Genomic DNA, 13,103 nt, shown 5'->3' with positions numbered 1-13,103 from the left:
CTAGAGCGTTGTCGCGGTCGTCGGTTTCCCCTACCATTGTCGCATGAACGATCAGCTTCTCGACCATGCCCGCCGCTACGCCGATGCGCATGTCGATCGCAATGGGATCGCGGCAACGCCGGTCGACGGCTTCGTGATCCTGCGCGAAACAGCACCGACGATGCTGCAATATGCCGTGTCGAAGCCTTTGGTGGCGTTGGTCCTGCAAGGCCGCAAGTGCGTGACCATGGGTAGTCGAACCCTCGACTTCGGCGCGGGTGACTCCCTTCTCATCACGACCGACGTGCCCACCGTGAGCCAGATCACGACCGCCAGCAGGGTCTTGCCTTATTATTCTCTGGTCCTTGAACTCGACCCCACCATCATCGCCGGCCTGGTGAGCCAGATAGGCCCTGTGCCGTTTGAAGCGGATCAGCCGGTACGGGTCGATCCGACCGAAGCGGAGGTGGCCGATGCGGCGCTGCGCCTGCTGCGGCTGCTCGACCGGCCGGGTACGCTCGCGGTGCTGGGCTCGCAGCTCAGTCGCGAGTTGCACTACTGGTTGCTCAGCGGGCGACATGGTGGTGGCATTCGCGCGCTGGGTGTTACCGACAGCCATGCTCAACGGGTCGCACGAGCCGTCGCGATCCTTCGCCGTCATTATGCCCAGCCCATCAAGATTGAGGCATTGGCCGAGGCTGCCGGCATGAGCTTGTCCGCCTTCCACGTTCACTTCCGCGGCATCACCTCGCTATCGCCGCTGCAGTTTCAGAAGCAGCTCCGCCTCATAGAAGCTCGGCGCCGGATGCTCGCGCAGGGCGAGGCGATCAGTGATGCTGCTTACGGTGTCGGATACGAGAGCGTGCCGCAGTTCACGCGCGAATATGGCCGCATGTTCGGGCAACCCCCAGCCCGCGATATCCGACAGGCGCGCGCGCTGATGGACGCCGCCGCATAGTCTTTCCCAAAACTCGATCCCAAACGGGAAAAGTTGGAACGTCAGACAACGGCAGCTATCGCCCACCACGTCCCCGAAAGCAGCCCGTCCGCTCCCCACTAGGCCGGCCATTCAGAGATGGCCCAAACCGCTGACAAACTGCGCCGGTTCGCACTGGAAGTCGCATTGTGCGGCGTTAGAGGGCGATAGCGTAGACATAGTACTCATCTACGTCGGGTGCGGCCCGCCATTCCCGCCATTGTCACGCCACCGCGCGATATTGTGCGAGATGGCTACTCAATCGCGGTCGTTTGCCATGCTCCTACGTCACGATGACCGCATCGACCGGCCGGCGTGGCGACCAAGGCAGCGTCGGACCATAACCGAACCGCATCACGATATCCGGCCGCCTGCCAGGCAAGCCGATCAGCGTGGCCAGTTCGGGACGCAGCTGAGGAACCTCGACCGGCTGGTTGATGAAGGCGTGCTTCAATCCCAGCGCCGTCGCCTGAAGGGCAAAGCGCTGACAGGCCTGCCCGACCGCCACCCAATGTGCGGGGGTTTCCCCGGCTCCGACAAACACGGCGATCCCAGACGAAGATCGGATCTGGCGGGCGTATACGTCATTCTCCGCTTTTGCCGTCGATAGCCAGTCGAACGCATGTGGCCCGAGCCAGTCCGGCAGCGCGGGGTTGCCACTCGCCACGCTATAGAGGCCATCGCCGGTTCGCAGCGCCTGTCGCGGGTTGAACCGAAGCCACGATTTCAGTTCGCTCACGAAGGCAGCGTCGGCCATCTGCGTGCTGTTGCCCGTAAGGACGAGGTCGCGCAGTTGGTCGACCCGGCCGCGATCGGTGAGCAAAACGAGATCTACGCCGGGCACGACCGCCGCCTTGGCGAGCGTGTCGAGATCGGCTGTGGTGACCATGCGACCGTCATAGTTGGCGCGCGTCGATTGCCGCTTGGTTATGGCATCGAATATGGGGGACGGGATCGGTCGCGCCTGCTCGAAGTCGAAGATGACCGAGCCTTTGTCGCCTGGATCAAATCGGACGGCACCGGGCCCGCCGCGCGCGGCAGACGCCAGCGACAGTGTCTCGGCGGCAGCCCCGAGACTGACAAAGACATGATGGTCGTCAGGATCGACGACCGGCGTCCGCCTCGAAAAGTCGGGCAGGATTTCGATCCTCTTGTCGCCGATGCGGAAGAGCCATGGCTGCGTGTTATGGCCATTGGGCGCCAGCGTGGCATAGCGGATAAGATCGCGCGCGGATGGCGTATCCGCCAAGCCCTTTCGCAGAGCAGCGATCCCCTCGGCGTAGTCCGATGACGACCCCATAGCAGATATCGTGAGATAGGCCGCTCCTCCACCAAATACGGCGGTCGCTGCCGCCCCGATCATCATCTGTCGTCGGTTCACGAGCGGTTCCTTCGTCGGAGTATATTTTTGCATATCTGCGCAGGCATCATGTGTCTTCCCATTCGGCCTTTATGAGCGTCGGAAACTACTCAAAAATGCGGCAAAGTCACATGATGCGACGAGTTGAGTAAGATAGCGTAGACATAGTGCTCATCATCATCGGGCACTGCCCGCCAGAACCGCCATTTGTGCGCGATGGCGCGATATTCTGTGAGATGGCTACTCCAATCGCGGGTTGGATGGCGTCCTGAAGCGGATCAATGGTCATCGTCCGGCTTTTAGCTTCCTTGCGATCAAAGAAGCGCAAATCTCGAGCGCACCAGCGCGGAAGCGGCGATACCCGCTTCCCACATGGGATCGTCCACACCAACTCACCAAACAGCCAGCTGCCCATATATGAAGGCAAACTTTACAGTTCACCTTTCTTATGTGATCATGTGCCATGTCCACGACCTCGGATGACTCCCAGACGGCGCGCGCCTCCGCCCTTGCGACAGAGATCCGTGCCCTTATCGGCAAGCTCAAGCGCCGGCTGCGCGAACAGGCGACTCCCGGCGACCTGACGCCGTCGCAGATATCGGTCCTGCTGCGGCTGGAACGCGAGGGACCTGCGACAACCTCGAATCTCGCCCGGCTTGAGGGCATGCGGCCGCAATCAATGGGCGCAGTGATCGCTCCAATCGAGGCGGCGGGCCTGGTGTGCGGTGCCCCGGACCCACTGGACGGGCGCCAGACCATCCTGTCGCTCACCGACGCTTGCCGAAAATGGATCGAGGACGGCCGGGCGGCGCGGCAGGACTGGCTGACCCGCACGCTCCAGGCGCGGCTGTCGCCCGAGGAGCAGGGCAAGCTTCTGGAAGCCGTCGAGCTGCTCAAGCGGCTCGTCGACGATTGATGGCGTTCCACGGGCCGACGCCCGACCGGAACTTTCTGGAAATGTGGGAGGACCCTCACATGGCACTGACCACGCTCGACCCGAACACCGCCCTGATCGTCGTCGACCTGCAGAAGGGGATCGTCGGCTTGCCGGGCCTCCCGGCAATCGACGCTGTCATCGGGCGTGCCCGCGCGCTCGCGGACGCCTTTCGCGCCCACGGCCTGCCGGTGGTGCTCGTCAACGTCGCCGGCGGCGCGCCAGGCCGGACGGAACAGCCGCCCCGTCAGACCGGCGGTTTTCCGGACGGCTGGACCGACCTTATCCCCGAGCTTGACCGCCAACCCGGCGATATCGTGGTGACGAAACGGAGCTGGGGTGCGTTCGCGACCACCGATCTCGAAGCTCGATTGAAAGCGCGGGGCGTCACCCAGGTCGTGATCGCGGGCGTTGCGACGGGAACCGGCGTCGAGGCGACCGCGCGCCAAGCCTATGAGCACGGGTTCAACGTTACCCTCGCCACCGACGCCATGACCGACACGCGGCCGGAGGCGCACGACTACAGCATCGGCAACGTCTTCCCACGGCTCGGCGAAACCGGCGCGGCGCGGGAGATCATCGACCTTCTGCCGACAAGGAGCGCATGACATGCCTTGGTTTTCTCTCCTGTCCTACTTCTTCGGCGGCGCCTTTCTGGCGAACGCGGTCCCCCATTTCGCCAGCGGCATGATGGGCAGGCCGTTCCAGAGCCCGTTCGCCAAGCCGCCAGGCCAAGGACTTTCCTCGTCGGCCGTCAATGTGCTCTGGGGCTCTTTCAATATCGTCGTCGGCTATGTCCTCGTCTGCCGCGTCGGCGATTTCGGATTGAGGAACACGGCCGACGTCCTTGCATGCGGCGCCGGTGCGCTCCTGATCGCGCTTTTCTGCGCCCGGCACTTCGGCCGCTTCCATGGCGGGAATCAGCCGGAGCACCCATGAAGGCGCCGTTTGCGGGCGTCTTCCGATCGCTACGAGGCTTCAATTATCGGGTCTGGGCATGCGGCGCCTTCGCCTCCAACGTCGGCACCTGGGTCCAGCGGACGGCGCAGGACTGGCTGGTGTTCACCCAGCTCACCCAACACGACGCTTCCGCCGTTGGCCTGGTCATGGCGCTGCAGTTCGCGCCGCAGTTCCTTCTGCTGCCCTGGACCGGCGCCGCAGCCGATCGTTTCAATCAGCGCAGGCTGCTGATCGCGACACAGGCAACGATGGGCGGCCTCTCGCTGGCGCTGGGGATTCTTACCGTCGCCGGCGTCGTACAGCTCTGGCACGTCTATGTCTTCGCGTTCCTGTTCGGCAGCGCCGCGGCTTTCGATGCACCCGTGCGCCAGACCTTCGTCGCGGAACTGGTCGGGGATGAGGATCTCCACAATGCCGTGGCGCTCAACTCGACGTCGTTCAACGCAGCGCGCATGATCGGGCCCGGCGTATCCGGCATCCTCATCTCCGCCACCGGGACAGGTTGGGCCTTCCTGCTCAACGGCCTCTCCTTCATTGCGGTGCTGATCTCGCTCGCGTTCCTTCGCATCTCCGACCTGCGTCCGAACGCGAGGGCGCCCCGCACCAAGGGGAGCTTTGTCGAAGGGCTACGCTACGCGTGGGGACGTCCGGACCTCAAGGCGATCCTGGTCATGCTTTTCCTGATCGGGACGTTCGGCCTGAACTTCCCGATTTTCATATCGACCATGGCGGTGGGCGTCTTCCATGCCGACGCCCGCGGATATGGGCTGCTGTCATCGATCATGGCGATTGGGACGATGGTGGGCGCACTGCTGAGCGCCGGCCGTGACAGGCCACGGTTCGGCTTGCTGCTGGTTGGCGCCGGGGTGTTCGGGCTCGGCTGCACCTTCGCCGCGATCGCCCCGAGCTACTGGTTATTCGCCATTGCGCTGGTTGTCATCGGCGTTGCCGCCCTGACTTTTACCAACACAACGAACAGCTTGATGCAGCTTTCCACGGAGCCCACCATGCGGGGGCGAGTGATGGCGCTACGTGTCGGCATCGCGCTTGGGGGCACGCCGATCGGCGCCCCCATCGTGGGGTGGGTGGCGAATATGTTCGGGCCGCGCTGGGCGCTGGGGGTTGGCGCCGTTTCGGGGTTCGCCGCCGCGATCCTTGGCCTATATGCTCTGAGATGCGGGCTTACGAAAACGGAGACCCGTCGTCCGCGCGGCTAGAAGGCGGATCGTCTTTTGCCATGGACCCGCTTGACCACAATTCTGGGGCAGGCTAAAAAGTTGTATGATACAACCTTTTGCGCTTATGCGCCGATGTCAATAACGCATTCCACCGTCGACCAAATCCGCGCAGCATCTCGGCAGCTTGTCCGAGAACTCGGCTTCATGGGGGGCACTTTCGCTGGGACCGACCTGCCGCCTTCCGCCGTCCATGCCCTGATCGAAATCGACGCCAGCGAGGGGATCTCGGCGCGCGATCTCGGCGGGATTCTCCACCTTGAAAAGTCGAGTATCAGCCGGCTGCTGCGTAAGCTCGTCATCTCAGGCGATGTCCTGGAGGAGCCGGACGAGGAGGATGCGCGCACCAAGAAGCTCGCCCTGAGCCCGGACGGACGCAAGCGCGTCGCCGCAATCCATGCCTTTGCTCGCGCACAGGTCGCGGGCGCGCTGGAACAGCTTCCTTCCGAACACCACCGCACCGTCCTTAATGGCCTGTGCCTCTATGCCGATGCGCTGGCTGCAAAGCTGGCCGCCCCAAGGACGGCTCCGCAGACCGAAATCCTCGCCGGCTACCGGCTTGGCCTCGTGGCCCGCATCTCCGAGATGCACGCGCTCTATTATGCGCGGGAAGCCGGCTTCGGCAGGCGCTTTGAAACCGTCGTCGCCGGTGGCCTCGCGGCCTTCTGTGACCATCTCGACTCGCCGGTTAACGGGATCTGGGTTGCCCTTCGCGACGAACGAATTGTTGGCTCGATCGCCATCGACGGTGAGGATTTGGGCCCGGGGATCGCGCACCTGCGCTGGTTCATCGTCGACGATGAGATGCGAGGCACGGGCGTGGGGCGGCGGCTGCTTGAGACCGCGCTCGACTTTTCGGACGGGCAACGCTTCGCCGAGACCCATCTGTGGACCTTCGCCGGCCTTCATGCTGCACGTGATCTCTATGAAAAGAATGGCTTCGCGCTGGTTGAGGAGCGTCTCGGCAGCCAGTGGGGCAAGGAGGTGCTCGAACAGCGCTTTGTGAGGAGACGGCCATGATGTCCACAGAGATGACAGCGCCTTCCATCGCCGAACTGGCGGGCCCGTCTCCTTGCTACACGCCGGCACGTCGGCTCGCCGGGAAGATCTGTCTCGTGGTCGGCGCGACCAGCGGGATCGGTCGTGCAACGGCGCTCCGCATGGCCGAGGAAGGGGCGGCGGCCGTGGTCATCTCGGGACGGCGACAGGCGCTCGGCGAGGAGGTCGCCGAGGCTCTGTGCCGCACGGGCACGAAAGGCGTGTTCGTCACAGCCGACGTCACCTGCGAGGCACATCTGGCTGACCTCGTGGCGCAGACGATGACCCGCTTCGGCCGTCTCAACGTCGTCTTCAATAATGCCGGGTTCCAGGAGCGCCGGGCGCCGCTGGCGGTCCAAACGGATGGTGTTTATGGGCAGGTCTTCGACACCAATGTGCGCGCGGTCTTTCATGCCATGCGTCATGAAATCCCCGCGCTGATCGCCTCGGGTGGCGGAGCGATCGTCAACAACACCAGCGTCAGCGGGATGCGCAACCCCAATCCCGGCCTGTCGCTCTACGGCGCCTCCAAGGCCGCGGCCATCGCGCTGACGCGCGCGGCGGCGATGGAATATGCCCCGCAAGGCGTGCGGATCAATGCGGTCGCCCCAGGGCGCGTCGTCACGGACATGATGCTGTCCTCCGGCATCGCCGACATGCGCACCGTCGCTGGCAACTTGCCGCTCCGGCGCATGGGCCATCCGGACGAAGTGGCCGCGGCGGTCGTCTGGCTGCTTTCGGCTGAGGCAAGCTACATCGTCGGCCACGTGCTTGCCGCCGATGGCGGTTTCCTCGCTGGATGAGCCGGCGAACGCTGTCTACGCAGACGAACCCGCTTCACGCGCGGCGCATACCGATCGCCGTCGGCCTTCGCCTGGGCGCGGGCTCTAGCGACGCTCGGACCGGCTGAAATTGCTGAGGTGGCCCTCGCGTGCCGCCTGGGCGCGGGCGGACTTGACGATGCCGGCGCTTTTGCCCTCGGGCGCGACCCGCGACATCAGGCGCTGCATGTTGGTGCTGCCGCACGCCGGGCACACGGGCGTGTCGGAAAATCCAATCAGCAATTCGACATCCTTGTCGCATTGGCCACAATGAAAGCTGTAGAGCGGCATGTCCGCGCCTCCGCATTTCCGCCGGGGATCCGAGGGATCGCCGGAAGTTCAACCGCGTGCAGAGGCATTTTCAGCGTATGTGCCGAAGAAATGCGCCGCCACGAACCCGCAATTCGCGCGGGTCGCCGATCCGTTGCAGAAACCGCGCCAGTTCCGGGTGCTGATGCGCGGGGCGTAAAACCACAGGTTCGCCCGCCCCGCGCTGCGGTCACAGAACCTGGTCGTGCGCGGTCGGGAGGAAATCCAGCTTCACGACGAGGTCGTTGAAGTCGGTGTCGCCGCCGCCGTACAGATCCTCCCATCCCCAAGTGTTGAGCCCGTAGCTCCAGAGATGGGCGACATGGGCGTCGTTCACCACCTCATTGCCATTGGCGAAGGCGTAGAACGTCGTCTCTCCATTGGACAACTTCATTGCGATGAGGTCACCCGCGTCGACATCGGTGAGATTGGCTTCGGAATACTTTCCGTAGCCCCCTCCCGAAACCCATGTCATTCCGGTGTCGGTCTTGTAGGCGTGGGCGGTGCTGGCCGCATCGTATCCGGCCTCGCCGGGTTTGAAACCGCCGACGGTCCCGGAGAGATCGTCCACCTTGTAGAACATGACCGATAGATCCTTGGTGCCAGACTGGCGCATGCGGACCATTGCGGTCTGATCGTCCGCGGCGGCGGCCGTTTCAGCGATGGCTACAGAACGGGCCACCTCGACGGCGCTGGTGCCGTCGGCCGAGACAAATTCCGCCCCGTAGGGGTTGGCGAGGACGGACTTCGAAGCGGAAGTCTGAATTCCGTCCAGCTTGACGGAAAGCGCCGCGTCTTTTTCGACGATGGCCTCTATCAGCTTGGCCTGGGACTGGTGATCGAACGATGTGACTTCATCGGCGGAAATATCCGCGTTCAGGACCTTTTGGGCAAATGCCTTCGACCAAGCATTCTGAGCCGAGGCCGTGCCGGCATAAGCCGTCGCGGTTTCCCCCTGATCGAGGTCGATGACCATGTCGCTCTTCAGATAGATCTGAAACAGCAGGCTCTGGTCGTCCGCGCTCTTGTAGGCACCCGCGCCGTCTGCGGACAGAGGGGCCGGCGTGTTGAAATAGGTCTTTCCGTTGATCAGAGTGGCGAGCGCGTCGGTAAGAAGGTCGACATCCGGCGTCGCGGTCGTCAGGTCGAGGTCGTATCCCGCTGCGGCGTGATAGCCGCCCATGCCAGCGGTCCCGGCGCCGGCGGCTGAAACCGCCCCCGGTGCGAGGAAGCTGGCGGCGGCGAGCAGGTCGTTGAGGTCATTCGGCTTTGCGAGGCCGAATTCGTTCAGCACCTTATCGAGCTCCCTACCGAAGTTCGCCCAGGCTTCGACCGCCTTCACCTGACCCGAAAGCACGGCGGTGCTGGTTCCTCCCTGGTCGTCGGAGAGCATGTAGGAGAAGCGGGTCTGGCCGGAGAAGGTGGCAAGGGGAGTGAAGAGCAGGTTTCCGTCAGCCGTAAGGGAGACCGTGCCTCCCGCGACCGCAACGGACGTGCCCGCGGCGATGGCCTTGCCATCGATCTGGGCGATGCGGATCGTGTCGCCATCGGCATCCTTGCCGCCGGCACCGACCTCTATGCGCTGGGACTTGGTGCCCGCCTCAACGGTGAAGCCTGTGTCGACGGAGACGGGGATGTCGTTTACGGCCGCGATGCTTCCGACTGCGCGGCCCGTGGTCTCGGCGCCGCTGGGATCGGAGAGGGTGAAAGTGAAGCTCGCGTCGCCGTTGAAATCCTTCGCGGGTGTGAAGCGCAGGGTGCCATCTTCCGCGAGCGTGAGACTTCCGCCCGCAGCCTGCAGGGGGGCGCCCGATGATATCGCGACGCCGTTGATCCGCGTCACCTTGAGCGCATCGCCGTCGCGGTCCACCGCCCCCTCGCGCAGATCAATGATGGCCTCCCGGTCCTCCCGGCCGGCGAAGGTGACATCTGTTGCCACCGGCACGTCGTTGACCGGCGTCACCGTTCCGGTGGCGCGGCCAAATGTGCGGCCCCCCCGACCATCGACGGCGGTGTAGGTGAAGGCGATGTCGCCGTTGAAATCGGCCGCCGCCGTGAACACCACCCTCCCGTCTCCGGCCCGGCTCAGCGTACCGCCGTCGATCGCGACGGACGTTCCGACCGCGAAGGCGATACCGTTGATCTCAACAAGCGAAAGGCTGTCGCCGTCGACGTCGACATCGTTGGCCAGCAGGTCCAGCATCACGCTGCCGTCCTCGGCAACGGTGAAGCTGTCGTCGGCCGGGGACGGCCCGTCATTGATGGCGGTCACTGTGCCGTCCATGTGGCCGATGGCCGTGCCGCCCTGGCCATCGCTGAGCGCGTAGGTGAAGGAGACGGTTCCGTTGAAATCGGCTCTGGGTGTGAATACCACCTCGCCGGCATCGTCGAGGATGACCACGCCCCCCAATACAGCAATACCCGTTCCATCCGCCGGCCAGGCCTTGCCGTCGATTGCCGAGACCGTGAGGGTATCTCCGTCAATGTCCACGTGCGGCACCTTGAGGGTGAGGCTTGTGTCCTCGCTGACAGCAAAGTTGTAGTCCGGGGCACGGGGCGTATCGTTCACCGGGATGATCGTCCCTTCGACCGTGCCCGTGGCTGTTGCCCCCTGGCTGTCGCTGAGCGTGTAGGTGAAGGAGACCGGCCCGTTGAAGTTGACGGTGGACGTGAAGACAATCAGGCCGTCGCTGCCACGGGCAAAAGTGCCTTCGGCGAAGACCAGCGCGGTGCCGTCGGCCGGAAAATCCGTTCCGTTGATCTGCGTCACCAGCAGGCTGTCGCGATCCCTGTCACTGTCGTTGGCCAGCAGGTCGAACCGGGCCGTGCCATCCTCGGCAACGGAGAACCTGTCGTTTGCCGCAATCGGTGCGTCGTTCACCGGCGTCACGGTCACATGGACGGTTGCCGACCGGGTTCCACCGTTGCCGTCGGAGACCGTGTAGGTGAAGCTGGTCTCGCCGTTGAAGTCGGCATCCGGGGTGAAGGACAAGGTGCCGTCGTCGAGCAAGGTGACGGTGCCATGGGTGGCCTTTATGGAGGGACCCTGGACTGTAGCGCCTGGAACGGCGGCATCGTCTTCCTGATTTTCCGCACTGCCGAATTTGATCCCGTCGATCGCCACGACGCGCAGGGTGTCAGCCTCGATATCGGAATCGTTGATACGAACATCGATGGTGAAGCTCGTATCTTCCGCCACCACAATCGAGTCGTCTGCCGGGGCAGGGGCGTCGTTCACGGCGGTCACGGTGCCGGTTATCCGACCCGTCGCGGTGCCGCCGTGGCCGTCGCTCAAGGTGTAGGCGAAGGAGATCGGCCCGTTGAAGTTCGCATCGGGCGTGAAGACGAGGTTGCCCGCCGGGTTCAGCGTGACGACACCGCCCGCAACCTGGATCCCTTCCCCGTTCGCGGGCCAGCCCTGACCGTCGACCTGCGAGACCGCGACGGTGTCGCCGTCCACGTCCGAGTGGGGTGCCGAAATCACTTTGCCGGTGTCTTCGGTCGTTGAGAAAGATGCGAGGACAGGGGCGACCGGAGCGTCGTTCACGGCTGTCACATTGCCTGACACCTGACCGACGGCGGTACGTCCATGGCTTTCCCGGACGGTGTAGGCGATGGTGACAGGTCCATTGAAGTCGGCGTCGGGGGTGAAGAGAAACGTGCCGCCCGGCGTGCGGGAAACCGTGCCGCCATCAATCTTGACGGCGAAGGACACGCCCGATGCGGGGAGGTCTATCCCATCAATCTGGGTAACGGTAAGGCTGTCACCTTCGGGATCGACGGCCGAGGACAAGAGGTCCAGTTCGACCGCGTCATCCTCGCCGATGATGAAATGCGACGGGGAGACGACCGGGCCGTCGTTTGCCGGGGCCACCTGGACGGTGACGCGCGCCCCTCCGATGGCCGCGCCATCGCTGACCGAATAATCGAACGTGCTCGTGCCATTGAAATTCGTGTCGGGGGTAAACAGAAGTTTCCCATCGGTGCCGAGGGTTACCGTGCCACCGACGACCTTAACCCCGCCGTCCGCGAGCACCACGCCGTCGATCGTGGTGACCGTCAGCGCATCACCCTCGGTGTCCGTATCATTGACACGCACGTCGATGACGACGGGCGTGTCTTCCATCGTCTCCCCGGTATCGAGCTTCGCAACCGGCGCGTCATTCACCGCGACCACGGTGCCCGAGACCATGCCGGACACGACATTGCCCATGGTATCGGCGACCTCGTAGGTGAAAGAGATCGGCCCGTTGAAATTGGGCAGTGGCGTGAAGGTCAGTACGCCACCCGCGTCCATGGAGACGGCGCCGTTCGCCACCTCCACCGGTCCGCTGAAGGCCGAGATGGCGTGGCCGTTCACGCTCACAATCCGTAGCGCCTCCCCATCAGGCTCCATGTCGTTGGCGCTTACGTCGATCCGGGCGGCGAGATCCTCGGACACGGTGAAACTGTCCGCCGTCGCCACCGGGGCATCGTCCACCGAAGCGACGTCCACATGGACGCGCGCGGTGCTGGTGCCGCCGCGCCCGTCGCTCAAAGTGTAAGTGAAGCTGGTCGTCCCGTTGAAATTCGCATCGGGCGTAAACGTCAGGGTACCATCTGCATTCAGGCTGACCCTGCCGTGCGCGACCGCCATCTGCTCCGCATTGCCAACCGGCGCGTGAACGGCGATCCCGTCGATCGCGACGATGCTCAACTGGTCGCCATCGCCATCGATATCGTTGGCGACGACGTCGATGCGCGCCGCTGTGTCTTCGGTCGTCACCCCTGCATCGTCCGCGAGCACCGGCAGGTCGTTGACCGAACGCACGGTCCCGTCGATCCGGCCGGTCGCTACGCCACCGGCCCCATCGCTGATCTGGTAGGAGAAGGAAACCGTGCCATTGAAGTCGGCATCCGGCGTGAACACTAGGTTTCCAGCGGCATTGCGCGAAACTGTTCCGCCGGCCACTGCAATCCCGGTCCCGACGGCGGGCCATTCCATGCCGTCGATCGCGACAATGCTGACGCTGTCCCCGTCGACGTCGCTGAGCGGGAGGCTGATGAGCGCAGACACATCCTCATCGACGGTAAAACCGAGGTCAGGGGCGGCCGGCAGGTCGTTGACGGCAAGGACCTTGCCGGCCACGGTTCCGGTGCTCGGAAGGCCGCGGGCATCGTCCATGGTATAGGTGAAGGTAACGTCGCCGCTGAAGTCGGCATTGGGCGTGAAGACGATCTTGTCCGCGCCGCTGCGGGTCAGGACTCCGCCCGTGATGGCAAACTGGGGGACATTGGTGGCCCACGCAATGCCATCGATCTTGGTGAGCGTGACAGCGTCACCATCCACGTCGCGCGTTGCCAGGCTCAGCGACCAGTCATTGTCTTCATCGATTTCGAAAGTCGCGTTTGGCGCGGAGGGCGCATCGTTCGCCGCGACGATGGTACCATTCACCGTGTTGATCGAGGTGAGACCGTGACCATCATCGAGTGTATAGGTGAATGTATAAGG

The 13,103-nt window shown here is 64.0% G+C and carries 10 protein-coding genes; 7 read left to right on the top strand and 3 right to left on the bottom strand.

Going from position 1 to position 13,103, the window contains the following annotated elements; translation table 11 throughout:
• Positions 1-43 precede the first annotated feature (43 nt).
• Positions 44-937: an AraC family transcriptional regulator gene (locus V5F77_RS21070; protein WP_429007312.1), complete on the top strand. Its 894-nt coding sequence runs from the start codon at positions 44-46 to the stop codon at positions 935-937.
• 301 nt (positions 938-1,238) lie between these two features.
• Here the strand turns inward: V5F77_RS21070 and V5F77_RS21065 are convergent, their stop codons facing one another.
• Positions 1,239-2,336, bottom strand: coding sequence for an Acg family FMN-binding oxidoreductase (locus tag V5F77_RS21065; protein WP_429007311.1), 1,098 nt, complete (start codon positions 2,334-2,336; stop codon positions 1,239-1,241).
• 442 nt (positions 2,337-2,778) lie between these two features.
• On the opposite strand from V5F77_RS21065, the gene V5F77_RS21060 reads away from it, so the two are divergent.
• The 6 genes from V5F77_RS21060 (at position 2,779) to V5F77_RS21035 (ending at position 7,285) form a co-directional block, all read left to right on the top strand.
• On the top strand, positions 2,779-3,231 hold the full coding sequence (locus V5F77_RS21060; protein WP_429007310.1) for a MarR family winged helix-turn-helix transcriptional regulator: 453 nt from the start codon (positions 2,779-2,781) through the stop codon (positions 3,229-3,231).
• A 59-nt stretch (positions 3,232-3,290) separates the two neighbouring features.
• Positions 3,291-3,857, top strand: coding sequence for an isochorismatase family protein (locus V5F77_RS21055; protein WP_429007309.1), 567 nt, complete (start codon positions 3,291-3,293; stop codon positions 3,855-3,857).
• A 1-nt stretch (position 3,858) separates the two neighbouring features.
• The gene (locus V5F77_RS21050; RefSeq protein ID WP_429007308.1) at positions 3,859-4,188 is read left to right on the top strand and encodes a hypothetical protein; all 330 of its coding nucleotides are present in this window, start codon (positions 3,859-3,861) and stop codon (positions 4,186-4,188) included.
• Positions 4,185-5,426, top strand: a complete 1,242-nt coding sequence (locus V5F77_RS21045) for an MFS transporter (RefSeq protein WP_429007307.1) — start codon at positions 4,185-4,187, stop codon at positions 5,424-5,426. Before V5F77_RS21050 ends, V5F77_RS21045 begins: the two co-directional genes overlap by 4 nt.
• A gap of 93 nt (positions 5,427-5,519) precedes the next feature.
• On the top strand, positions 5,520-6,464 hold the full coding sequence (locus V5F77_RS21040) for a bifunctional helix-turn-helix transcriptional regulator/GNAT family N-acetyltransferase (RefSeq protein ID WP_429007372.1): 945 nt from the start codon (positions 5,520-5,522) through the stop codon (positions 6,462-6,464).
• Positions 6,465-6,475: 11 nt separating this feature from the next.
• Positions 6,476-7,285: an SDR family NAD(P)-dependent oxidoreductase gene (locus tag V5F77_RS21035; RefSeq protein ID WP_429007371.1), complete on the top strand. Its 810-nt coding sequence runs from the start codon at positions 6,476-6,478 to the stop codon at positions 7,283-7,285.
• A gap of 84 nt (positions 7,286-7,369) precedes the next feature.
• Here V5F77_RS21035 and V5F77_RS21030 read toward each other — a convergent pair whose 3' ends face one another.
• The gene (locus V5F77_RS21030; RefSeq protein WP_429007306.1) at positions 7,370-7,594 is read right to left on the bottom strand and encodes an FmdB family zinc ribbon protein; all 225 of its coding nucleotides are present in this window, start codon (positions 7,592-7,594) and stop codon (positions 7,370-7,372) included.
• Positions 7,595-7,802: 208 nt separating this feature from the next.
• On the bottom strand, positions 7,803-13,046 hold the full coding sequence (locus V5F77_RS21025; protein ID WP_429007305.1) for an Ig-like domain-containing protein: 5,244 nt from the start codon (positions 13,044-13,046) through the stop codon (positions 7,803-7,805).
• Positions 13,047-13,103: the final 57 nt, after the last annotated feature.

Source organism: Roseixanthobacter psychrophilus, assembly GCF_043195195.1.
Lineage (GTDB): Bacteria > Pseudomonadota > Alphaproteobacteria > Rhizobiales > Xanthobacteraceae > NCEH01.
Note: the sequence above shows the minus strand (reverse complement) of the source record. Positions and strands in the feature narration are given on the sequence as shown.